The organism is Paenibacillus sp. GL_099_B (assembly GCF_057835695.1).
This window is the reverse complement of record NZ_CM174430.1, coordinates 1,296,109-1,320,991: the sequence shown is the minus strand read 5'-3', so window position 1 is coordinate 1,320,991 and position 24,883 is coordinate 1,296,109. Positions and strand designations below refer to the sequence as shown.

Genomic DNA, 24,883 nt, shown 5'->3' with positions numbered 1-24,883 from the left:
TCAACGAATAGACATTGTCATCATAAAACAAAGCATTAAAACAGCCGTCAGTTGAGAAACTGACGGCTATATTCATTTCTTTCACCCAATCTCGCCAAGATGTTCTTCAGGAAGGGTGCTTACCTTGAGGTAAGTACATGTACTAAAAGTGCGTACTTACATCTCGGCAATACTCCCTTTATACTCAAGAAACATTATAGCTTAGGGAGGAAGAATTCATTTTGAAAACACTTGTCATCGTAGCACATCCTAACCTGGAAACGTCGGTCATCAACAAACGATGGATAGAAGAACTCCAACAATATCCGGAAAAATATACGATACATGAACTATATAAAGTTTACCCTGATGGACGTATTGATGTGCAGCAAGAACAGCAGCTTATTGAAGCACATGACCATCTGGTCCTGCAATTTCCGTTCTATTGGTTTAGCAGCCCACCTCTCCTTAAACAATGGCTGGATGAAGTTTTTACGTATGGCTGGGCTTATGGCTCCAAGGGCGACAAATTGCAGCAACGCAAAGTCGCCTTGGCCGTATCTGCCGGAATCAAAGAGGCGGATTACACGGAAGAGGGCAAATATCGCTATACCCTTGGACAACTGTTATCTCCTTTTGAGACGACCTTCCTTTACTGCGATGCCGATTATCGACCATTCTTTGCCTTCTATGGGGCAGAACACGAGCCTGCGGCAAATGAATTGGAACAAAGCGCACAAAACTATTTACGTTTCATGGATAACCTATAATACTCACTCCAAGCAGACCAAAAAGCAGTATCTCCGATTCAGGAGATACTGCTTTTTGCTTTTTTAATCTCACATTCTGACCGTTAGCGTTGCATTAACCCCGGGGTAGACACCATATTGGCTTCTCCCCAATCACACATCATATCTAACAGTGGCATTATTGATTGTCCCCGTTCCGATAATGAATATTCAACTTTGGGCGGAATTTGGGGATATTCTTTGCGTAGAATCAGATCATGTTCCTCCAGCTCCTTAAGCATGACGCTCAATGTTTTGTGGGAAATGGTACCAATACTTCGCTTCAGTTCATTATGTCGCATCACCTTGTTTTCAGATAGCCAATACAGAATAACCATTTTATATTTACCGTTTACCAGGGACAGCGTATATCCAAAGCCGGTCTCTTTTAGTGCCACGCCAGTTGGAACACAAGTTTCTCTCACACTCACCCCTCCTTCTTTCGTTCATCACACCGCAGCGGAATATTATAGAGATTGCCTGTACGTTTTGGGAGACGTGCCATACACCTTTGTGAACTGCCGGGTAAGACAATTGCTATTGTTAAACCCACATTCATAAGAAATTTGGCTTTAAACTAATTCAAATAGGCGTTGCTCAACAATTCGCCCACTATGGTTCATGTTGGGATGAATGTCTATATCATGCTACTCCATGGTCGAAAAATCAAGGTTTGCCGATCCTTGGATCGATATAATTCCTCATGTACTGAAGCAAATGAACCTCTCATAAAAAAAGCCCTTCCATAGCTTTACACCTGTTATTCTCACCGAGTTCCTCTTCTTTCATGTGACTTTCTTCCTGTTTGCTCTGAAACTTAGAAAAGATTCATTGATTTATTAGAGAAGTTCTCCTAATATTTTTAGTAGGAACACCCAGCAGCTCGGCATCATGGTAATACTTCACTGTCTTTGTGAGAGCGCTATCGCTGCAGCTCTAAAGAAAAACGGGAGGTTGCAGATATGAAATGGAATCACTTCAAGTCCAAGCTTCTGCTTAAGTACACACTATCCTATATCTCCATTTTCCTTATCCCTCTTGTTATATTAACCATCATTATTTATCACAATGCTGTGGACACGCTCCGTTCAGAGATTGAACAGACTAATGTCAATCAGTTGACCCAAGCAAAAACGGTCATTGATGACCGCATGAAGGAATTGCAGGACATCGCATTTCGTATCGCCTACGATGAGCAGCTAACCCGTTATTGGACTCACCATCCCTACTATAGCCGGGAATCAATTGCTGCCTTGGTCAAATACAAAGCCACCAGTTCCATTATCGATGAGCTATTTCTGTTCTTCCGCGGAGATGATAGCATCTACTCGTCTCAGGGCTCTGAGAACCTGGATGTATTCACGGGCCGCTACAAATTTAATACATGGAACAAAACGGACATGATCCGGGATTTGAATAAGGTTCAATTCCCCACGATACGACCAGCCGAACAAGTCGTTCAAGGAACCAAAGTACCCAATTCCATGCTGGCCTACCTTGTACCGATTGCACCTAACAATACGCCCGCCCACGGCACTGTCATGTACCTGATTCATGAGTCCAATCTGACCGGATTGATTGATTCCATTCTCAGCGACTACCATGGGATGACTTATATTTTCGATAATTATGGGCAGGTGCTGGCAGCCAATTATAAGGGGGAAACTATTACCGAACAGGAAGTCAAAGCTCTGTTTGAACTTGAGCCGGGAACACACAGCCTCTCCTTAAATCAAGAACCGCATTCGGTTGTATCCGTCAAATCAGACGCGGGCTGGACTTATGTAACCGCTATGCCAAGCAATCAATTTTTCAGCCGAATTGTCCATATTCGTACCTTTGTTGTTCTTGTTTTCTCCTTCGTAGTGGTGATGGGCACCTTCCTCGCCATTTTGTTGGCCCGAAGACAATACCATCCGATTTCAGACTTGATGGAGTTTATCCGTTTAAAGAATAATCCTGAACCTTCGACAACCAGCAACGAGTTGGAATGGATCAAGAAAACGCTGCATGATTACAGCCAGCGTGTGGACCTTCAGGAGCCCTATGCTCGTAATCATATTCTGCTTATGTTACTGAAGCATGGTCATACCGGAGAGCTCCCCTCTGAGTTTACGGATAATCTCGGCATACGCTTTAACCGATCCCATTATTTTGTTATGACCTTGGGATTGGAAATGCATGATCTTCCCAGCGGAGATCATCCCGAACAGCGTACTGTTATGCAGCTGATCAACGATATGGAACTGCCCGAGTTGTCTGCTTTTGCTTACGGCGTGGAGCTTCCACAGCCAGACCAAGTAGCCCTCATCGTCGGATTTGATGCCGAAGTCGGGCATGAATCCAGCTTGAATGCCCGTATGGAGTCTATTGTTGAATCACTACAATCGATGGTGGCAGAGCATGTCGGACTCCCTCCCGCGATCGGAATCGGCAACAGCTACGGTTCTCCATTGCAGCTGAACCAATCCTATATCGAGGCATCAACCGCGCTGGAAGCGTCCATGCTGCACGGACAAGGCAGCAGCACCTTCTTCAACGCCCTTTCCGGCTCTAGTGAACAGGATTCTTCCTTTTGGGTCCCTAAGGATGTGCTGCTGAAACTAGTTCAGAGCTTGAAACAGGGCAGTTACGATGTGGCGGTTCAGATGGTATCAACCGCGTTGAATACCCTGAAATCCGAAATGCCGTCTGTACCATTGCTGCGCTGCATCTGCTTCGATATTCTGAATACGATGCTCAAAACGGCCTCGGAGCTTGGCATTCATCACGTGGTTAATCAACTTCCAAGGATCACTTCCTACGACTCGTTGGAGGATTTGGAGAAAAAACTGACAGGACTTGCTGCCGAGATCTGTGCTCATGTCGAGGCGAAGAGCGAGACGGAAGAAAGCTCCCTGATGGATGAAATCGTTGCTTATATTGATGCCAATTTCTCCGATTATGACCTCAGCCTGGGTACGATTTCATCGAAATTCACGATCTCTTCATCGTATTTCAGCCGTTCATTCAAAGAGAAGATCGGTATGAACTTCACCCAATATATCTGGCAGAAACGCATGGATGAGGTCATCCGACTGCTGCTGCATACTACCGACCCGTTAAAAGATATCATCACTCGCGTCGGTTATCTGGACACACCGAACTTCATCCGCAAATTCAAGAAAGAGACGGGTTATACCCCAGGGCAGTACCGCAAAATGCACCGTCCCAACGACTCGTCCGATTCCCCGGATGACGATGACGAGGAATGCCTTGGTTAATGGATGGATTCGTAAAATAAATAGAAACCTCCCCGAACCTTTTGGTTAGGGGAGGTTTTGTATGTTTTCGGCTCATATAGGCAATCCGATCCTTCGCATCCGACTCTCTTCTTCTATTTCCCTACCGGAACATCTTGAAGCCCTTGATGTATTGCACCCAGCAGACGATGGGTCGGATCACAGCCGTATTCCCAGAACATGATCCCGGCCAGGCCCAGATCCTTCACGTAATCGCATTTGCACTGAATCGATTCTTCATCATCATAAGATATTAGGCTGGACCCATTAAACAGAAACGGTGCACAGGCCTCCTCATCCCAATAACGGATATAACCATTCTTGTTGATATACTTCGCTTCCAGTTCGGCAAATGCCGGACCGTAGCCGCCTGTACTACCGGCCATTTGGTGAAGACCGTGGTTTCGGTCAGGAACCTCAGTCCAGATCCGGGAGTAGAACGCAGCTCCGATAACGATCTTCTCCTTCGGTACGCCGGCGCGGATGAACAGATTTACGGAAGCATCTGTACTAATTCGGAATAGATCTCCGGTTGGTGTATACAGATTCGTATGATGTCCGGTCAGAACCTGAAAACCGCCGCGCATATCATAGGTCATCAACTGCACAAAGTCCAGGTACTGCTGCACCTCCGCCATCTCTGTACCGTCTACGTAGTATTGATCAGCCCCTGCCGCAATGGTGAGCAGATAATGACGGCCATCCTCGGAGCCCTTGGCATCCAGCCTTTCCCGAATCGTTTTGAGAAGTAAGGTGAAATTCCGTTTGTCATCAGGACTGGATGCAATACCAGCTTCACCGTAAGAAGGATACTCCCAGTCCAGATCGATCCCGTCAAAAGGGAATTCCTCCAGCACCCTAACCGCTGATGCGGCCATGCTGTCCCTCCCCGCCTGGGTTGAGGCGGCTTCAGAGAAACCACCAGCGCTCCATCCGCCTACGGACAGCAGTACCGTTAGATTTGGATACTTCTGCTTAATATTACGGACAACCTCTCCATTTTTTAAATGCTCGGTGGTGATTTCATCATTCTTGACATGTCCAAAGGCTACATTCAGATGTGTTAACTTCAACAGATCCTCATCCGTTATGTCGGGAAGAACAGAATCGACGACATAACCAGCAGCAATATATTTCGTCATCCTCTTCACTCCGATCCATTCAATGATTGAGATATCGCAGCAGCAATCTGCAGAGCTTCCTTGCCTGTACCAATCTTGTACCCGGAGGCCGAATATCGGATTTGATCCTGATTATCCAGCACGAACAGATGCGGATAGCCCGCTTCGTGAGCGGCAGGTTTCGAAATGAAACCGGACAAGGACGCATAGCTTGAATCCCGTACAAAAATCGTACGTACCGGCAGCTTCGGATAAGCCCCAGAGTCAAAGGAGGCGTTCCATTCTGTATCTCCGATCACCAGCACGATTGGCACGCCCAGCTTATCCAGCGGCTCAGCCAGCTCACACAGCTCACGAATTAGATGTTTGGTCGGTTCCCGTTCTGGTTCAATCCACGCAGCAATGGTCCCCTCTGATCCCAGAAGATCCTTCAGTACCACCTCTGAACCATCCAGACGAGTCAGCTCATTGCCGGTTGCCAGTTTACCCAGCACAGGGATGTCTACCTCCGTCTCGCGATAAGTAAGTACCACCTCTGTGGTGTCTCCAGCGCGAACGGTGCAGTAAATGAAGCGGACTCTTACCGTTCCATCTTTCAGACGGATGCCGGTTGTTAAGCGATAAGCTCCCGGTTCAACCTCAAATGGATCGTTATAGATATCGGTGTGACCATATGGATAAATCAGCGTTTTGTACACGCCGTCCTCCAGACGGGACAACGAGAAATTCTCCGCATAGGATGCTGACGGCGCATCCTCCCGAGCCTCTGAATCCTTGAGAAGTTGCAGCATTCCCCAGCTTGAGCTCTCCTGATTTCGAGAAGAGATGAGACTGAACACCGCATCCTCCCAGCCTTTGTCACTAAGATACTGCGGTTTCTGCTCGCTCGGATGCAATCGGGCCGGAATGCCCAAACTGCGGCACACAGCGACAAACAGAATATCGAGCGACTGTGGATCTCCCTTCATTAGGCTGTACGTGCCTACAGGGTTTCCCTTGCCTTTCAGGTTAGGGAGATCCTCATAATACGAATAGCTCTGTTCCAGATTGCATGCAAGCATCGAAGGATCTTCCCTGAACGCCGCTGCTTCTTCCTCGGAATAAGCATTCTGGAATACGGATCGATAAGGCACCACCATTTCATAGGAGACTCTTGGGCACAGGATGTACTTCACAAAAGTCTCTTCTGCCCATTGTCCACGCTGCGAAAGTGCACCTGTAAGATGATCGTCCAGTGTCAGCCGGAAAGTATCGATCAAATCTTTTTCGTTCATCGACTCCAGCAACTGTAGTGGCCACTCACCAAATTCACCGGAACATTCCTCTAGGAAAGCAGCGATTTCGCGGCTGTTGCCCCGTGCTTTCTGTAGAATATCCCATACCCGCTCCGGAGGCAGTCCAGCCGAACGAGCCAATGCAAAGGCCTCTTCCTCACTCAGGAATGTATCCTCATATCCACTCCGAATCTTTGTGCCTTCCTCCAGGCGGCGGTTGTGATCAAGGATCTTCTCTTCCGGTAACGCAGTCACTACTTCCCCCTCCCCTTCTGGAGGAGGAACCATATCAAAATCCACGATCCCTGATGGCTGCTCTAACGAATTCAACACAAGCTCAACATGAGCGCCGTCCTGAGCTTTGAATAGAATTTCACCCCACTTGCCACCACTAACCGCACGAATCACTAGGTCGCCATGGCCTGTCTTAAAGGAAGCTTCTCCTTGTGCGTCAGTCTTGATTTCGGCGATGGGATAAAATTCAGCACTATTGTATACCTCAAAGCGGACACTCGCTTCAGGCACGGGCGCACCCTGCTCATTTATCACCTTCACGCAGATGGTATGCGCTGGCGCATAGTTCTCCAGTAAATTGATCTCCGTATATCCCTTCTCGGAGAGTGTTATATCCTCCGGTCCCGGATAGTCGGCAAATATTCTCGTATTAATCAGCATGGCCCTGCGGGCTGGTGGACTGAACCACCCTTGATTCAATCCGGCTTCCGGCTCGCATGCCCCAATGTAATACCACTGGCCGTCCGCCCAGGCTTCTACCCAAGCATGATTGCTGTCACAGTGAGCCCAGCGTGGTGTGTAGACCTGACGGGCAGGTATGCCGATGCTACGAAGAGCGGCTACCGCCAGCGTGGATTCTTCTCCACAACGGCCGCGGGCATTCCGAATCATCGTCAGCGGCGATATCGTTCGCAGATCACTGCCAATATAAGTCGCTTTTTCATGACACCAGTAATTGGTCTCCAGAATGGCATCCGCCATAGATAACTTCGCTGTCCGGTCGGCCAACTCGTCAAAGATAATGCCACGGAAATCTTCAATATTCTCTGTATTGATTCGATAGGGAAGCACAAAATGCAGAAACAGATGATCTGGTACGCGCTCCCCCCAAGGCACACGCTTGCGAATGTCCAGTGCCCGACGCACATGACTGAGGAACAGTTCCCCATCATAATCAGCCAGGTCGTTCACTGGCATGTAGGCATACACATATTTCAAAGCCCATGCCTCTTCTTCAGTTAATGGCTGCTGAAACACATGAAACAGCTTATCTTTGCGGGCATCCGCAAAGTTTAACTTCTCCTGGAACTTCTGCTCGATCCGCTCCAAGGACTGTGCATCCATCGAGAACACTAAGGTTTGGCTGGTCATCGCTAGCTCACTCCTTCCACAGCTTTCCGTCTTCCCGAATACAGATTAAGGTGGTGCCGTCCGAGGAAGGCGTACTAATCTGGAATAGGCTACGGGTCGTTTCAATTACAGGCTGACAAATCAATGATTCCTCACCCATAAGTTGCTTCACATCTTGTGTAAATTCACCATGGGCTTCAAAATAATTACGTTCACGGTAATAGAGTCTGCGAAGCTCCCATTTGATTCGTTCATCTTCTGGCAGCTCAAAGGACTGATCCATTCCGTCATCCGAAAATACGACATATCCCCATAGCTCCGGATAATGCATGTTGATAATACCCATGGGCGACCAGACCCAGTTGTCCTCCGGATAAGGTTTGCCTGTATCCGGATTCAGCACCTTGCGGTATTCACCATCCTGCACCTCAGTCTGCCATTCCACCCGCGAGAAGTTGACACGCCAGAACTCGCCCGGTGCAGGAGGACGGTTGCCTTCGGCACATTCCTTTAGGCTGGTCCAGGGAATCGCGACCTCGACGCTCCATTTCATGTTATCGGAGCCAGGTGTGTTCAGCTCCCCATCGATATGTACGGCCGTCTTGAGACCGCTGATATCCCAACCGTTGACCGGAGGTCCACCATCCCGATATGGCTTCACCAATAACAGGTCCCATACCGTATTCAGCGCATTGATCTCGAACTCATAATATTGATGGGTATCCCCGTCGGGATCGATAAAAATCTCAAAATCATTGTCATAGAAAATAACAGAATCTCGCTCGGTCAACGTAGCCCATATCTGATCTTCAATCAGTTCGGCAGCAAAGTAGAAATAGTCGTCATCCCACAGCATTTTTACCCGTGTCTGTTTCCCGGGCTTCGGACGAAGATCCCCTTCGATATCAACGAAATCATCCGTCCAATCAGCGGCATCCCAGAATGCCTTATCTACGCAGCCATCCAGAACCAGCGGTTCCTTCGCACGCTTGCATATATAATGTTTGGGAGCATACTCAATCTTTGGCTCAGGTACTCCACTTTGGTTCATATCGCTCTCTCTCCACTTCATGAGGGAGGGCATGCATCTATAGGTGCATGCCCTCCCGTAATGTTAGTTATGAGTAACAACGGCTCCTGAACCGCCGTACATTTCCAGTTCCTCGTCGAATTCGAGCTTAAGAACCGTCACCTGCTCATGTGTGTCCTCCGGGGTCATTTTGATCCACGTTGTCCCCGGGATATTGAACCAAGGCACGCCCCCATGAATCTCATGATTAAGTTCTTTGCCCGAATGCAGCACAGTAATCTTCTTGATCTTATTGCATAGTCCCTTGATGCATACATTCTCTTTTGGATCGTCATAAACAAACAGATACAATGTCTTTCTGTCCTCGGATACGGTACTTCCCCCCAGATAATATCGAGGCATAATACCTTCGCCCGTTCCGAAGACGGCCTCTTCATGGGTTCGGATCCAAGCTCCCAGTCCAAGCAGAATATCCTCCTGCCTCTTATCGATAGTGCCATCCTCGCGCGGACCGATATCCAGCAGCATGTTGCCCCCCATTGAAATACAATCACAGAACATCCGAATGATCTGATTTAACGATTTGTATTTATGGTCTGTTGGCACATAGCCCCATGATGTGTTGATCGTGGTGCAGAACTCCCATGGTCCCTCCGGTCTTGTAATCGGAATGCCTTGCTCCGGCGTCTTATAGTCCCCATAACCTTGAAGGCGGGAGTTGATAATGACATCCGGGTTAAAAGATTGCAGGTAATGCTTGAACTCCGGCAGATTCCACTGCTCGGCACTTCGCTCCCAGTCCCCATCGAACCACAGCAGATCCACCTTACCGTAATTCGTCATGATCTCTTGCAGCTGGTGGTTATTGAACTCAAGGAATTTCTTCCATTTCTCCTGATCCTGAACACCATCCACAGGGCTTGAATGCCGATTGACACCGCCGAGATCCACCGGTACCTTTCCACCTTCAAACACGCTAGGATAATCCGGGTGCGACCAATCAATCAGCGAAAAGTACATCCCTAGATGTATGCCCTTCTCCCGAATTGCTTCCGCATATTCCCTCACGAGATCCCGATTCGCTGGTGTCTGCTTAACGACATTGAGGTCACTATACTGCGTATCCCACAGAGCAACACCGTCATGATGCTTCGTTGTCAGCACGGCGTATCGGGCTCCGGATTTCTCAATCAAGTCCGCCCACTTCTCCGCATTAAACTTCGATGCCGTAAAGCCATCCAGCTGCTTCATGTACTCTTCGTAGGAGATCCTTCCATTATAGAAGGACCACGATTCCGAAACCCCGTCCACAGCATAGATGCCATAGTGGATGAATATTCCCAGCTTGGCCTCTTCAAACCATTTCTGCATCCTTGTTCACACCTCTTTCTGGAGTCCTTGTTCTTATTGGCCTGTGTTCCAGCGATCGTAGGCACCTTGATACAGTTCAACGATACGGTCGCTGCCCATTTTTTTGATCTGCGCAATATACTTATCCCAGTTCTCAAGCGGCTCCTGGCCTGTTACGAACTTCGCTTCCATCTGCTTGACGTACGTATCCAGATCAGATAATAAAGCGGTCGCTTCGCTTTGCTCTTCATTTGTTAAATAAACGTTAGGGAATGGTGATTTTCCGATAGGCACCAACTTCTCTTGATTCTGCTGGTCAAGCCATTCATCAAATTCGGTGCGAAGACCTTTCGCTATATCCGGATCATTAATACCCGGTGTCAAAATGCCATAGTTCGGCGTGATTTTACCGCGATATTCCTCACGATCCCCGCCGCCAGGAACAGGCAGCCACTCTTTTACGAGATTTTCCTTGTCTTTGAATTTCCACAGCAGACCTTCAGGACCTTGATTGAACAGGGTCGCCCCATCATAGCTGTACATATAATCAATCCAACGCATAGTTGCCTCAGGGGACGGGTTGCTGCTAGTAATAGCAAAGGTACCACGTGCCGATATGCCTGGGTGTTTACCGTATACAGGTGAGTCTGCGATCTCACTCTTCACGGGTGTCATCAGCGGATGTTTCGTGCTAGGCTCGCCGCCGAGTGTGAAGTATGGATGGTAGTCATTAAACAGCGCAAGCTTGTTGCTTTCGCCTTTTGCTTTTTTCTGATCGCCGGTTTGGGAGAAGGTCTCATGATCCAGCAAATCTTCTTTCCACAAACGGTTCATGAACGTCAGATAACCTTTGTAGCCTTCTTCTTGATAAGGATAGTGAACTTTTCCGTCCTTATCCGCGTAGATTCCTTCGTTGTACATTCCCCAGAATCCGAAGAAGTACATACGAAGATCGTCCAGTTTTACAGAAGTAAGCGGAATTTCGTCTTGTTGTCCGTTGCCGTTAGGGTCTTCTTCCTTAACACGCTTCAGGTACGTATATAATTCCTCCGTAGTCTTAGGTTCCTCTACATTAAGTGCTTTTAGGAATTCCCCGTTATACCACATCGGGCCTCTGTACCACACGGCAGCCGTATCGATAAATGGCAGTGCATACATATGTCCGTCAGGCGTTGTAAATGATTTGCGAACATCCGGATTTTCGTCGAGAATTTTCTTAATATTCGGGGCATAGCCCTCATCAATGTATTTTTCCAGCGGGATCAGAATGCCTTGAGTTCCATAAGTAACCTGCTCAGCTGGCTTGAGATCCGCAGCATAGAACATATCCGGTAAGTCGCCGCTTGCGAATACCAGGTTCTTCTTTGTTTCAAAGCTGTCGATCGGCGAAAGCTGGTACTCCAGCTTGATGCCTGACAATTTCTCCATCTCTTGCAGGACTGGCATCGTGTTCCAGTCGGCAACGCCCGCATCCTGGGACATGACCTTTAACGTAAGTGGTTTGTCCACAATCGGGAATCCTTCTTTTTTGACCCCTTCGACATTTGAAGTCACAGAACCTCCATCTTCATTGGAACCACAAGCTGCAAGCAATGCTGCGGATAGGGTAAGGCAGAGTACAATGGATGAAGCCTTGCGAAGCTTTTTCATGACGACAACTCCCCTTTTTTAGTGTGGATTATGGTTTAAGATCATCCCTTGACGGAACCGATCATAACACCCTGCACAAAGTAACGCTGAAGAAATGGATAAATCGCAATTACAGGTAAGGTTGAAACAATAATGACGGCATATTTGACCAGCGCAGCAATTTCCGCTTTGGAATTCATCGCCGTTGCTGAAGAGGTATCGATAGCTCCACCGCCCTGCGCTGCCATCTCCTGAAGTACCAGGATTTGGCGAAGAAAGAGCTGCAGTGGATACTTCGAGGAATCATTCAAGTAGATCATGGCACTGAAATAGCTGTTCCAGTGTCCGACGCCGTAAAAGAGCGCCATCACGGCAATGATCGGCATGGAGAGCGGAAGCACAATTCGGATGAACAACCGGGTGTTGGTACATCCGTCGATATGGGCCGCTTCCTGCAGCTCCTTGGGAATGGTCGATTGGAAAAACGTACGGCATACGATAATATTCCAGATAGATGCAGCTCCTGGCAGAATAAGCGCCCACATGCTGTTCACCATACCAAGATCCTTAATCAGCAGGTAGCTCGGGACAAGCCCTCCGCTGAAAAACATCGTTACCATAAACATCGCCATGAAGAATCCACGTCCCACAAAATCAGAGCGGCTGAGCGCGTAGGCTGCCGGAAGAGTGACCATCAGGTTGACGAGTGTACCTACGACGGTATAGATGATCGTATTTTTGTACCCAATCCAGATGTTGGTGTTCTCAAATACGCGGGCATACCCTTCAAACGTAATTCCTTTGGGTAGCAGCCACATCTCACCGGAGCTTACAAATTTGGGATCACTGATTGAGGCGCTAATGATGTATAACAGCGGGTAAAGCACAATGACGAGCGCTATCGTCAAATAGATGTAGTTGCACCATAAGAACACTTTATCGCTTCTGCTTTCCTTAACCGCGGTTGACATGTGTTTTCCCCTCCTTTTACCACAAACTGTTTTCACTGGTGCGACGTGCAATTTGGTTCACCGTAATCAGCAGAATCGCATTTACTACCGAGTTGAACAATCCTACAGCTGTGGAGAAACTGTACTGTGCATCGACCAGACCGGACCGATAGACAAATGTCGAGATGACATCGGATGAACCCATGTTCAACGGATTTTGCAGCAGCAAGATTTTCTCGAATCCGACGCCAAGAATACTGCCCATATTCAAAATTAACAAAATGGTGATCGTAGGGATAATCGCTGGAATGTTAATATGCAGAATCCGTTTAAACCGACTCGCACCATCCACCACGGCAGCTTCATGCAGTTGCGGGTCCACACCCGAGAGGGCTGCAAGGTATATAATGGTGCCCCAGCCTGCACTCTGCCAGACACCCGAGAGTACGTACACCGTCTTGAACCACGCAGGGTCTGTCAAAAATTGAGGTGCCTGAAATCCAAGAGCCTCCACCAAATTGACAATCATACCTGACGAAGGAGACAAGAAGGTGATAATCATACCTGACATGACAACGACCGAAATAAAATGCGGTGCATACGTGACCGTCTGAACGGTACGTTTGAAAAAGGAGTCCTTTACTTCATTGAAGGCTAACGCCAGAATGATTGGCAGCGGAAAACCTATAGCCAGCTCATACAAGCTGATACTGAGGGTATTCCATAACAAATCCCAGAAATAATACGAATTAAAGAAGCGGATAAAATGATCGAAACCAACCCACGGGCTTCCCGTAACGCCAAGCGTTGGGATAAAGTTTTTGAATGCGATTTGTATGCCGTACATCGGCCCATAATGGAAAATCAGAAAGTATAGAAATGCTGGCGCGATAAACAGGTACAACTCCCAGTTTCGAATCATCCTTCTCCCTAATTTATTTTTCTTGCGGTTCGGAATCGTGTGCACCGATAGGTTTTGCGACAAGGCGGACTTCCCTTCTGGCTGCATCAGTTGTTTCCTCCTTTTCTAAATGAAAATCCGTCCGTTTTGTAAGAAGAGCGAAACACTCCTGTTCAAATGTAAGGAATGAGTCCCGGACCACATTTCTATCATGTGAGGCTCTTGCTTCCCTCTCAATTTGGTAACGCTTACATACTGAGTTTATGAATCATTTCCGAATCCGTAAATATGCTATTTCGATCTCCACTCTTAAAAACACGGAAAGTGCTGTTAAAACAAGGGTTTACGCTTTTGGTTCCAGCTTGTCATTGTCATTTTGGAGAAGTAAAACATGTGGAATTTGACCCATTTCCTTCTTGAAGTTGTCGTTTGGAGTAGCTTCGCATGAACTTGAGAGATGTCAAATCTGAATGAAAGTTGAGAAACAGACCTTAAAGTCAAAACCCACATATGTTTAGGAAAGAGGTACTCCATGTGTGTAGGTCGCATTCTGGATTCACATCGGTCATACAGGTCGCAAGGTCTTAGCATACACTGAGCATCGCCATCTTGACTGTAATAGAAGTTTCTCTTCATTGCTGCTGCGTTTCGACCTCCTTCTCATGCATTGGTCCTTACAATGTCTTTCCGGTCTGCTCTCGTAATGGGCGAGGTGTACCTTTTTCTCTTGATGCTTAGAAAAAGTAATAAGGATAGATTTAATTCAATCACATAAATGTAATATTATCTATCATATATTTACCACCTGCATCTAGCTCCCTTATGGCTTGGCTTTATTCTATGAGTTTCTTCCCCGCTCGGTAAATATGTCGTTTTTATCCTTGACTACAATGCACACAAACGCAGATAAACACTGGGTATATCCAGTCATATATGTTGATTTTGCACATGACATGGGGAGCTGGAATGAATGATAATTTCCGAATCAGACCAGAAAAATAGCCGCTCCGTTAACACGAAGCGGCTTTATCGCTTATATAGATATTGATTTACATCTTATAAACGACACCTTCAATGTTATTTAACATCACATTAATTACCTTGATTCCACTTTTTGAATTACTTACGAGTTACAAAATGTGATATATATAAATAGAATCAATACTTTTGAGTCGGACTAATCAAGATTCGGACTGAAAGACAGCCGCTCTCCCTACGCAAGCTTTTTCATATCGATCGTCGGTTTCAGAAAAAACAAAAAAAACGTGCTCCGATCAAGGATCGAAGCACGCTGGCAAGGCTTGATTATTTTCCAGAAGGCTGTGCTTCTGCAGTGTATCCTGTTGGAATGTCTGTCTCTGCGGTTACATCGGTAATAACCATTGGATACATCATGTCCGGGTCAGGTTGGATAATCGTATACAGCACGATGGCACGTCCATCCTTCTCCAGTTTCACATCTTCAATCTTCAATCCATAACCAGGATGAGGCATTTGCGCGGTCAGTTTGACTTTTACCGTCTTGTCATCCACTTTGGTTGATGTCACGGTAGGCACAATCCCCTGTTGGCCTTCGCCTGGATTCGTTGGAGTCGGTTCTGTCGATCCGCCATTGCCGTGCTTATCTACAAATTCAAGTGCATTGAAGATCATGCTTGCAGCCTCCATACGGGTAAGCGACTGATCTGGACGGAAGTTTCCGTCCTTATCCAGTTCAATGATGTCCATGTTCAGCAGGTTCTGGACCGCAGATTTGGCGTCCTTACCGATTTTATTTTCGTCCTTAATATCATTATACAGCATGATCACCGGATATTCCCCGGTTGTATTAATCCCTTCAAGAAGCAAAATGGCAAACTGCTCGCGGGTCATTTTGGCCTGTGGATTCAACTCCACTGGAATGGACAGACCATTCTGTGTTGCAGCCTGAACTGCATCGGCGTACCAGGTCGTTGGACTAATTTTATTTTGTGCCGAAGCGGCAGCGTATTCATTTTTCAGACCAAAAGCGTTCACGATCAGTTGAACACCCTGTGGCTCGGACAATGCGAGATCCGGACGAAATAGATCCGCCGTTACTCCATTAACAACACCCTTGGAATGTAACGAGTCCACAATCGTTTTTTGTCCTTCATCTTTTACATCCGAAAATGCAAGTACCGATGCACCTCCTGCCGTCAAAGACACGCAGAGCGCAAGCGTTGCAGCCAATCCTTTTTTATGTTTCATTTCTTGGCACCTCCATATTTAGTAAACCCAATTTTTGACCTCTTCAATCCTACAGACGGGAGACCCTCCGAAAATGTTTCAGTAAAATCGACATCTGGTGAATAAATGACGGAAATACTGCATATATCCCTTACCCTACGGGCGCTGATCTGCTCTCTTTCCATTATGCTTGCTTGCTTCGTTGACATCCTTACCGATTAGCGCAAAAATAAGAATAGAGAATTCTATCGAATGACGGATAAACAGCAAACCGGATCGCATAAAGTAAGAGGGCACGACGCGCTATTATCAGGTGTCGGCCCTTTTCTTGACTCCGATTCCAAACCAACTTTCACCCTGAACAAAGGAGAACAAATCTTATGTCCAAGAAAGGATTACTACGAGGCTATGTCATTGCCAACTGGCCCGTATATCTGTTCGCTGTACTACTGATTATTGCCTCCAATGTGGGTCAGGCGTCCTTACCCCGAATTCTGGGCAGTTTCACGGATCAACTCATGCAGAACACACTTCAGATGAATACGGTCATCCGGTACAGTCTTTCGCTTTTGGCTATTGCCATCGCTTATAATCTGTTATTCGGTACCGGACAATTCATGATCATGAAGCTTGGACGCCGCTTCGAATTCATGACACGCGAGCGCATTTTCGGCAAGTTTTCCGAACTTAGCGAGTACTATTTTTCCAAACAAGGAAATGGGAAACTGCTCAGTTACGTCATGAATGATGTTACCTCTGTACGTGAAGCCATCTCCAACGGCGTCACCATGATGACCAATGCAACATTTCTATTATTATCTTGCATCGTGATGATGCTGCTCAGCGGAATCCCGATGAAACTTATTCTGATCAGTATTGTGCCTTTGCTGGCCATTCCCTTTCTGGTCGTTTTTTTCGGTCCGCGAATTCGCAAGCGCTCTCGTGATGTGCAGGATGCTCTTGCAACGATGACGGAATCCGCAGAGGAACAGCTCGGTGGTATTCGTGTAACCAAAACATTTGCCATTGAAGACAGCGCCCGTGAACGTTTTGGGTTCACAGTAGATGCAATCAAAAGCAAGCAGCTGCGGCTCGTTCGTCTGTCCTCTCTATTTCAGGCCTTGCTACCACTGCTGGGTGCCATTTCACTGGTTGTCTCCCTGCTTGTCGGCGGAATTTTGACGATGCAGAATTCCATTACACTCGGAAGTTTTGTCGCATTGACGTTATATTTGCGTATCATCATGGGACCGCTTCAACAAATCGGTAATGTGATCAATACTATGCAGCGTTCTGGAGCATCACTGGAGCGGGTAAATGATCTGTTGACGGAAGTGCCTGACGTGCGCGAGCTTCCCAATGCGACCAGTCTCAAAGCCGTGAACGACATTACGATAGAGAATCTGTCCTTTTCCTATCCCGGCAGTTTATCCCCAGCGCTCAAAAACATCAGTCTGAATATCCAGGCAGGACGAACCGTGGGCATTGTGGGCAAAACAGGTTCTGGTAAAAGTACCTTTGTGAAGCTATTGCTGCGTACATATGAGCCGCCTGAAGGCACGATCCGTATTAACGGAACCGACATCCGGCAGCTGTCGCTGGAAAGTCTGCGATCCCGTATTGCCTATGTACCGCAGGATGGATTCCTGTTCAGTACAACCATTCGGGACAACATCGCTTTTAGTGACCGCGAGGTTCCGCTGGACACCGTAGAGCACAGCGCACGACAAGCGATGATATATGAGAACATTATCCGATTCCCTGATCGGTTCGATACCCTGCTGGGCGAACGTGGACTCACGTTGTCTGGCGGTCAGCGTCAGCGCACCAGTCTGGCGAGGGGGTTGATCAAAAAAGCGCAGGTGCTCATTTTGGATGACAGTATGAGTGCTGTGGATGCCGTCACCGAAAGTGGCATTCTACGCAGCCTGCGTGAGATTGGTAAAGGCAAAACAACGCTGATTATCTCCCACCGGATTAGTGCGGTCCGTCATGCCGACGAAATTATCGTTCTGGATGAAGGCCGAATCGCTGAACAGGGAACACATGCAGGTCTGATGGCCGCAAAAGGGTTATATGCTGCAACCTATCGTTTGCAAGAGGAGGGATTACATCATGACTGACCGTAACGCTGAAGTTCGTTCAGATGCCGGAGCACAAGCACCGTCAGGGCATGGGTCCGGTTCCGATGCAGGCGCAGACCAGAGTAAGCGCACTTCCTTCAAAGCGATGATGTCCTACGCCAAACCCCATAAATGGGCCTTTGCAGGTATTTTCCTCTGTTCGCTGCTCGGCATCTCCGCCGATTTGCTTCAGCCTTACCTGGTGAAGATTGCGATCGATGATCACCTAGCTATTGGTCAGACTAGTGTAGGCTTTCTTGTCCAGTTGGCAGCTATCTTTTTGGGGCTGGCTGTAATCAGCTTTATTTTTACCTATGTACAAAACAATCTGCTGCAACATGTCGGTCAGAACATCGTCTCTCGCATTCGTAAGGACCTGTTCAAGCATATCTCCAAAATGTCGATGTCTTTCTTCGATCGCTTCCATATTGGCAGTCTGGTGACGAATGTATCCAGTGATACGGAAACGATCAGCAGTTTCTTCACCCAGGTGCTGCTTAGTCTCATCCGAGATGGCATGATGCTGGTGCTCATTATCGTCTTTATGTTCCAGCTCGATCCGGTACTCGCAGGGTACTCCCTCATCGTGTTGCCTGTGATCGCCATCGTTGCCGTATTATTCCGGAGCCAACTACGCAGGGCTTATCAGAATGCCCGAACTCGTCTCTCCCGTTTGATTGCATTCACGGCAGAGAACCTATCCGGCATGTTTTTGATCCAGGCCTTCCATCAGGAAGAAGAGCAGAAGAAAAGATTCACGGAACAGAACCAACTTCACCTGAAGGCCAATATCACACAAGCTCGTTCCAATGTCATATTCAACCGGACGTTTGATATCCTTGGCAATGCGGCGCTCGTAATGATGGTCTGGCTTGGAGGACGTGCCGTGCTGGGTGAATCATTGCAGGTGGGTGTGCTCTATGCGTTTATCAGTTACATCCGTCAGTTCTTCCAGCCAATTAACCAGATCACCATGCAGTGGAACACATTCCAGTCGACCACCGTATCCATGGATCGGATCTGGAACATTCTGAGTACCCGTCCGGAAGTCGCTGACCCCAAACCCGGGACTGCCTCCACACTTGAACCACGGAACGTGATGGGACAGATTGATTTTAATGATGTTTCGTTCGGTTATCGGGCAGATCACCCCCTGATTCAGCATATGAATCTGCATCTCTATCCAGGTGAAATGGTGGGCATTGTAGGCACTACAGGAGCTGGCAAAAGTACGTTGATCTCCCTGCTCAATCGCTTTTACGATGTGAATCAGGGCAGCATTGAAATCGATGGCATAGACATTCGCCATTTCCCGCAGGCCAATCTTCATCGGATTGTTGGTCTGATCCAGCAGGAACCATTCCTCTTCTCGGGCTCCATCATTGACAATGTACGAATGTTCCGCGAGGATATTACTAGAGAGCAGGCTATTCAGGCCTGCCGATTCGTCGGAGCACATGCCATGATTTCACGTTTGCCACAAGGGTATGATACACGTCTTTCCGAACGCGGAAGCGGTCTGTCCGCCGGAGAACGTCAACTGATATCGTTTGCCCGAATTGTGGTCTTTCAGCCCCGAGTGCTTATCCTGGATGAAGCAACCGCGAATCTGGACTCGCATACCGAACAATTGGTGCAACAGGCGCTGGAATCCGTCTCTCAGGGAAGAACAACAATTGTTATTGCGCATCGTCTCTCTACGGTCATGCATGCAGATCGGATTCTCGTTATGGAGAATGGTGAGATTGTCGAAGAAGGCTCACATCAGAAGTTGATCGATGCTGAAGGGGTATATGCTGATCTTTACACCCATGCGCGTGAAGCCGGTAATGATTCAGCTATTTCTGGATAGCTCATCGAACCAAGTGGGGTTAAATAAACGTTGAACGTGCCGCTCTGCGATGCAGGCGGCATGTTTGATATATTTTCTGGGAAATGATGTTAAGGAGGCGTATTTATGAAACCTGAATTATATAAATCATCAGAGTCGAAGCTGGAGCATCGACAGATTGGCTATCGCCGTTTCACGGCTGTATGGAAAGGAGCAATATGTCTTCTGTTCTTGCTATTATGTGTCACCCTGTTATGGATCATCTATGAAGATCACGCCGAACAACTGGAGACATTATATTATTCCATCGCAGCCATTCTTGGCATGTGGTTTATCGGGCCCGTATTTTTTATGTTTCTGTCCCGGGCAATCGCAAGTTCCCCTGTGTTATTATCCTGGAATGATGAAGGGCTTCGTATCCTTAAACGGACCATTCCCTGGAATGAGATTCGTAAAATTGAGATTGGCTCTCCCGCCTTCAGCAAATGGATATTGTCTGCTTCCCCCATGATTGCCCTGTATTTGAAAGACGGCACCCGGCGTCATATCCAGACCGATCATTTGCTAACCAAAAAAGAGCTCAGTCGAGCAGTTGGTCTTCTGCAGGAGACGCTGCGTGAGAAACAGCAACAGGACATCTGAAATTCAGCTCACATCATTCCGACTTTTCGATACCAACAGACAGGTTCATTCTATAATTTCCATACGTTAAAATGGCTTCCAGCAAACTGCCAAGCTGCTCCATTGTTCCTGTGCGTACGATCATCAGATAGCAGCCCTCTCCGCTGACACGGTGAACCTCCACGATGTCTTCACGTGCAGCCATAAATTCACGGAAGGCGGCATGTAGGTCGCCGGAATTCAGAAAAATCATTACAAATGCCTGCAGGCCCAAGCCGAGGCGTTCCGGGTTCCATTTTACCGTATACCCTTCAATAACACCCAGATCATGCAGCTTGCGTACTCTCGCACCTACAGCCTGTCCGGTCAAATGCACCTCTTCGCCGATCTCTTTGTGAGAGCGTTTGGAGTCCCGGATTAGGCTTTTCAGTATGCGTATATCTGTATCATCAATCGTCTCATTCATCTATTTTGCAATCCTTTCAACTTGAAATTAAAGTGGCCTGTTTTCTTTCAGTGTGTTATTTACGCCCATAAACGGGTTGTATAACATATAGGATAATAACATTAATTCCCGAAGGAGTGCAGGTTCAATGAAAATTCAATTGATTCGTAATGCTACATTATGGTTGGAATATGGGGGGTTGAATATACTGGTTGATCCCATGTTGATGGATAAAGAAGTGATGCCTGCTTTCCCGAACACACCCAATGAATTACGCAATCCAAGAGTCTCATTACCCGAGACGGAAACGGATTATGTGAATCCCGATCTGGTGATCGTTACGCATACCCACCCCGATCACTGGGATGAAGCAGCAGCGAAGCAGCTCCGTAAGGATGTACCTCTGCTGTGCCAGCCAGGAGATGAAGCCGTGTTCACAGGAGCCGGATTTACTAACGTTACCGCCGTGGATGATAAACATGAGTACCATTCCGTACGTTTTGCCCGCACTTCAGGACATCACGGAACCGGGGAAATCGGCGAACGTATGGGCAAGGTGTCTGGTTTTGTATTAGAAGCTGACGAAGAACCTGTCTCCTATATCGCCGGGGATACCATCTGGTGTGAAGAGCCAGCCGAGGCCATTCGTCAATATCAGCCTGAGGTGATTGTGGTGAACGCTGGCGGTGCCCGCTTCCTGCAAGGGGATCCGATCACGATGGACGGACCTGACGTAGCAACCGTGAAACGCTATGCATCGGATGCTCACGTCATCGCTGTGCATATGGATGCCATTAACCATTGCATGATGTCCCGCGTGGACCTCGCCAGTTATCTGGCATCCGAACAATTAGACGGACAGGTGCTCATTCCACGCGACGGCGAGAGCTTTGCGTTTGGACCGGGGGCCGGGTTGAAATAAAGTTCTTTGATGCGATGAGTGACTTTTAACAAACGGAGTACACTCCAGTAGTTCTCTCCATGGAACACGAAAAAAGCTGGATGCGATTCGTTCGCATCCAGCTTTTTATTTGCGTTTATAGTTGAGGAAAACAGCGATCCGAAGATAGTTCCGCCATCGGAGTACACTGTGTAACCCTGAATGATTCCCTCGACTCATTTTACCTATTACTGAACTTTCAATCGGATTACGTTCCACGAAGCTTTTGCCAGACTTGCCGTGATCAGTGTATCCGATACTTCTGCATCACCGCGGTTATGAGGAGCGACGCGATTCGGCTGTGCTGCGGTATTGGCTGCTTTTAGATCATCACTTTCCAGCACAATATGCTCAATCAAGCGGCACTTCCCAAAGCTGCGCAGATCCACTTCAAGCGGAAGTGATTCTTCTAGATGACGGTTTACAGCGAAAACAGTTACTTCACCCTGCTCCTCGTTATGCACCGCAATGCCCTCCAGATAAGGAACATCCGTAATTTGTTTGGTGTCATATTTTGGCGACTGGATCAACGGCACAAGTGCTGTTCCACGTCCAAACACGGAAGCATGCATAAACGGATAGAAGATCGTCTGTCTCCATGCAGCACCACCATTATCCGTCATGATTGGAGCGATAACGTTGACGAGTTGTGCCAGACACGCCATTTTGACACGGTCCGCATGTTTCAGCATGCTAATCAGCATACAGCCCACAAGCAGTGCATCTTCATGGTTGTATACGTCCTCAAGCTGTGGCGGAGCAATCTGCCATGGGTCCAGCTTCTTGTCACTATCATTGGAGTGATACCATACGTTCCATTCATCAAAGGACAGGAACATGGTCTTCTTGCTGCGCTTCTTCGCTTTGATATAATCACAGGTCGCTTTTACCGTCTCAATAAAACGATCCATCTCAAGGGAACGCGCAAGGAATGTTGGCGTATCCTGCTCAGCATTACCGTAATACTGGTGGAGCGACAGATATTCAACATGATCATACGTATGATCCAGTACCGTTGCTTCCCATTCCGGGAAGGATGGCATACCCAGGGATGAACTTCCGCAAGCGACCAGCTCAATCGTTGGATCTGTCCACTTCATCACTTTTGCCGCTTCAAGTGCAATCCGTCCATACTCTTCTGCTGTTTTGTGACCAATCTGCCACGGACCGTCCATTTCGTTGCCAAGACACCAGGTTTTGATGGCATGAGGCTCTTTGTATCCATGTTTAATACGCAAATCACTATAATAGGAACCTTCAGGATGATTGCTGTACTCCACGATGTTGCGGGCTGCGTCTACTCCCCGTGTTCCCAAATTGACGGCCATCATCACTTCCGAATTCGCCTGTTTGGACCAATCCACAAATTCGTTGAACCCGAATTCATTGGTCTCGATTGTTCTCCAGGCTAGTTCCAGTCTGCGTTTGCGTTCAGACACAGGCCCAACCGAATCCTCCCAATTGTAACCGGATACAAAGTTGCCGCCAGGATACCGCACAATCGGAACCTGCAACTCCTTAACCATCTCCAGCACATCTCCACGGAATCCCGCTTCATTCGCTGTAGGATGACCCGGCTCATATATTCCACCGTATACGGCACGTCCCAGATGTTCAATAAATGAACCGTATAAACGTTTATCAACTACGCCAATTGTGAAATCCTTGTCTACCGTCATTTTTGCTTTTTCCATCGTGAAGTTCAGCTCCCTAAGATTAATATAAAAATTAATTGATAATCTATGGATCAACGTTCATATTTATATTAAAATCGATTATGGCACCAATTTCAACCTGAATTTTGCAAAATGTTATTCTTTTGACTGGATTTATGTTTAACTTAATTCTATAAAAATAATTGATATGAGTTAAATCGATATTCACACGTGCACGAAGAGGACAGAAAAAACCTGTAGAAGCGTAGCGGTCGCCTTTATCACCGGATTTCACCCATTATACATGGGGAATCAAAGAAATCCGGGGATAACAGCGATTGGAAGGTTATTCTGTCAGCGTAGTGGTCTCGTGTGAATAACACTAGTTCAACTCATATTACCTGGAGGAACAGATGTGATTAGAGCAAATACCGATGCAGAATGGCTGCCCCTATATGAGGCACTCGCGAGTGAAGTCCGTCTGCAGATTATCAGGCTTGTCGCAGAGACCCCAATGAACGTGAAGGACATCGCCGCATCACTCGGCCTGAGCAGTGCAATCGTAACGATGCATGTTCGCAAGCTTCAGGATGTGGGCATTATTCAGTCCAAAATGATTCGCAAGGATGGTGGTACGCACAAAATGAACAGCCTGGCTGTCGACTGGATTGGCATCTCCATGCCACAAGAAACTGGAGCTTCCCGCAAGCTTCATGAAGTAGCAATCCCTGTCGGACATTATACCCATTTTGATGTGTATCCGACATGTGGTCTGGCTACTTCCAATCAGGTCATTGGACAATATGATGACCCACGCTATTTTCTAGATCCCGAGCGGATGCACGCCCATATTCTCTGGTTTGGTCGCGGATTCGTGGAATACAAAATTCCAAACTATATCTTGTCAGGACAACAGATCAGTGCCATTGAATTGTCACTTGAAATAGGTTCTGAAGCCCCTTCGGTCAACCCAAACTGGCCTTCGGATATTACCTTCATGCTCAACGGTATTCGACTCGGTGAATGGACAAGTCCTGGAGATTCCGGAAATGGACGAGGCATGTTCACCCCGGAATGGTGGAGCGACAGTGTCAATCAATACGGCATGCTCAAAGTGCTGCGGATCACCCATGAGGGCACATTTATTGATGGACAGCATATGTCCGAAATTACGCTTGCGGATATTCCCGTGGAACGCAACCAGTGGACATTGCGCCTCTGCGTGGAAGAAGATGCGCAGCATGTGGGTGGGCTAACGTTGTATGGTCAAGGATTCGGCAACTATGATCAGGATATTCTGTTCCGTCTGTATTACCAGGACTAATAAACAACAAAAAGAACCTTTCATCCCCCTATAGGCAGAGATGGAAGGTTCTATATGATCATTATTTA

18 protein-coding genes and 1 pseudogene are annotated in these 24,883 nt (G+C 47.4%); 7 read left to right on the top strand and 12 right to left on the bottom strand.

Annotation, left to right across the window (positions count from 1 at the left end; genetic code table 11):
* Positions 1 to 221: 221 nt before the first annotated feature.
* Entirely contained in the window at positions 222 to 749 is a 528-nt protein-coding gene (locus AC3ITG_RS05950) for an NAD(P)H-dependent oxidoreductase (protein WP_489253135.1), read from the top strand.
* 83 nt (positions 750 to 832) lie between these two features.
* Here AC3ITG_RS05950 and AC3ITG_RS05945 read toward each other — a convergent pair whose 3' ends face one another.
* On the bottom strand, positions 833 to 1,192 hold the full coding sequence (locus AC3ITG_RS05945) for a winged helix-turn-helix transcriptional regulator (protein ID WP_489253134.1): 360 nt from the start codon (positions 1,190 to 1,192) through the stop codon (positions 833 to 835).
* Between the two features lie 42 nt (positions 1,193 to 1,234).
* Positions 1,235 to 1,339: pseudogene (locus tag AC3ITG_RS05940) on the bottom strand (helix-turn-helix domain-containing protein); the annotation flags it as partial.
* 390 nt (positions 1,340 to 1,729) lie between these two features.
* Here AC3ITG_RS05940 and AC3ITG_RS05935 point away from each other — a divergent pair.
* On the top strand, positions 1,730 to 4,030 hold the full coding sequence (locus AC3ITG_RS05935) for a helix-turn-helix domain-containing protein (RefSeq protein ID WP_489253133.1): 2,301 nt from the start codon (positions 1,730 to 1,732) through the stop codon (positions 4,028 to 4,030).
* A gap of 113 nt (positions 4,031 to 4,143) precedes the next feature.
* On the opposite strand, the gene AC3ITG_RS05930 is transcribed toward AC3ITG_RS05935, so the two are convergent.
* The 8 genes from AC3ITG_RS05930 to AC3ITG_RS05895 all read right to left on the bottom strand — a co-directional run bounded on the left by AC3ITG_RS05930 (position 4,144) and on the right by AC3ITG_RS05895 (position 15,897).
* Positions 4,144 to 5,190 carry a glycoside hydrolase family 18 protein gene (locus tag AC3ITG_RS05930; protein WP_489253132.1) on the bottom strand — a complete coding sequence of 349 codons (1,047 nt, stop codon included), beginning with the start codon at positions 5,188 to 5,190 and terminating at the stop codon, positions 4,144 to 4,146.
* A gap of 5 nt (positions 5,191 to 5,195) precedes the next feature.
* Positions 5,196 to 7,829 carry a transglutaminase domain-containing protein gene (locus tag AC3ITG_RS05925; protein ID WP_489253131.1) on the bottom strand — a complete coding sequence of 878 codons (2,634 nt, stop codon included), beginning with the start codon at positions 7,827 to 7,829 and terminating at the stop codon, positions 5,196 to 5,198.
* Positions 7,830 to 7,836: 7 nt separating this feature from the next.
* Positions 7,837 to 8,859, bottom strand: a complete 1,023-nt coding sequence (locus AC3ITG_RS05920; RefSeq protein WP_413375912.1) for a carbohydrate-binding family 9-like protein — start codon at positions 8,857 to 8,859, stop codon at positions 7,837 to 7,839.
* A 63-nt stretch (positions 8,860 to 8,922) separates the two neighbouring features.
* Positions 8,923 to 10,209, bottom strand: a complete 1,287-nt coding sequence (locus AC3ITG_RS05915; protein WP_413375910.1) for an alpha-L-fucosidase — start codon at positions 10,207 to 10,209, stop codon at positions 8,923 to 8,925.
* A 33-nt stretch (positions 10,210 to 10,242) separates the two neighbouring features.
* Positions 10,243 to 11,838, bottom strand: a complete 1,596-nt coding sequence (locus AC3ITG_RS05910) for an extracellular solute-binding protein (RefSeq protein ID WP_489253130.1) — start codon at positions 11,836 to 11,838, stop codon at positions 10,243 to 10,245.
* Positions 11,839 to 11,879: 41 nt separating this feature from the next.
* A complete protein-coding gene (locus AC3ITG_RS05905; RefSeq protein ID WP_063564587.1) occupies positions 11,880 to 12,788 on the bottom strand; it encodes a carbohydrate ABC transporter permease in 909 nt (302 codons plus the stop codon).
* 16 nt (positions 12,789 to 12,804) lie between these two features.
* Entirely contained in the window at positions 12,805 to 13,776 is a 972-nt protein-coding gene (locus AC3ITG_RS05900; RefSeq protein ID WP_079351018.1) for an ABC transporter permease, read from the bottom strand.
* A 1,197-nt stretch (positions 13,777 to 14,973) separates the two neighbouring features.
* Positions 14,974 to 15,897 (bottom strand): S-layer homology domain-containing protein, encoded by a 924-nt coding sequence (locus tag AC3ITG_RS05895; protein WP_063564589.1) that lies wholly within the window; start codon positions 15,895 to 15,897, stop codon positions 14,974 to 14,976.
* Between the two features lie 359 nt (positions 15,898 to 16,256).
* Here AC3ITG_RS05895 and AC3ITG_RS05890 point away from each other — a divergent pair, with 359 nt between their 5' ends.
* From AC3ITG_RS05890 to AC3ITG_RS05880, 3 genes are all read left to right on the top strand, one after another.
* A complete protein-coding gene (locus tag AC3ITG_RS05890; protein ID WP_489253129.1) occupies positions 16,257 to 17,999 on the top strand; it encodes an ABC transporter ATP-binding protein in 1,743 nt (580 codons plus the stop codon).
* 106 nt (positions 18,000 to 18,105) lie between these two features.
* Positions 18,106 to 19,851 (top strand): ABC transporter ATP-binding protein, encoded by a 1,746-nt coding sequence (locus tag AC3ITG_RS05885; RefSeq protein WP_489254419.1) that lies wholly within the window; start codon positions 18,106 to 18,108, stop codon positions 19,849 to 19,851.
* Between the two features lie 105 nt (positions 19,852 to 19,956).
* Positions 19,957 to 20,472, top strand: a complete 516-nt coding sequence (locus AC3ITG_RS05880; protein ID WP_064640236.1) for a DUF5381 family protein — start codon at positions 19,957 to 19,959, stop codon at positions 20,470 to 20,472.
* A 13-nt stretch (positions 20,473 to 20,485) separates the two neighbouring features.
* Here the strand turns inward: AC3ITG_RS05880 and AC3ITG_RS05875 are convergent, their stop codons facing one another.
* Positions 20,486 to 20,917 carry an Lrp/AsnC family transcriptional regulator gene (locus tag AC3ITG_RS05875; RefSeq protein WP_489253128.1) on the bottom strand — a complete coding sequence of 144 codons (432 nt, stop codon included), beginning with the start codon at positions 20,915 to 20,917 and terminating at the stop codon, positions 20,486 to 20,488.
* Between the two features lie 127 nt (positions 20,918 to 21,044).
* Here AC3ITG_RS05875 and AC3ITG_RS05870 point away from each other — a divergent pair, with 127 nt between their 5' ends.
* A complete protein-coding gene (locus AC3ITG_RS05870) occupies positions 21,045 to 21,818 on the top strand; it encodes an MBL fold metallo-hydrolase (RefSeq protein WP_489253127.1) in 774 nt (257 codons plus the stop codon).
* A 206-nt stretch (positions 21,819 to 22,024) separates the two neighbouring features.
* On the opposite strand, the gene arfA is transcribed toward AC3ITG_RS05870, so the two are convergent.
* Complete coding sequence (gene arfA / locus AC3ITG_RS05865) at positions 22,025 to 23,530, bottom strand: arabinosylfuranosidase ArfA (protein ID WP_113054171.1); 1,506 nt, start codon at positions 23,528 to 23,530, stop codon at positions 22,025 to 22,027.
* 376 nt (positions 23,531 to 23,906) lie between these two features.
* Between arfA and AC3ITG_RS05860 the strand changes: the two genes are divergently transcribed.
* Positions 23,907 to 24,815, top strand: coding sequence for an ArsR/SmtB family transcription factor (locus tag AC3ITG_RS05860; protein ID WP_489253126.1), 909 nt, complete (start codon positions 23,907 to 23,909; stop codon positions 24,813 to 24,815).
* Positions 24,816 to 24,883 lie beyond the last annotated feature (68 nt).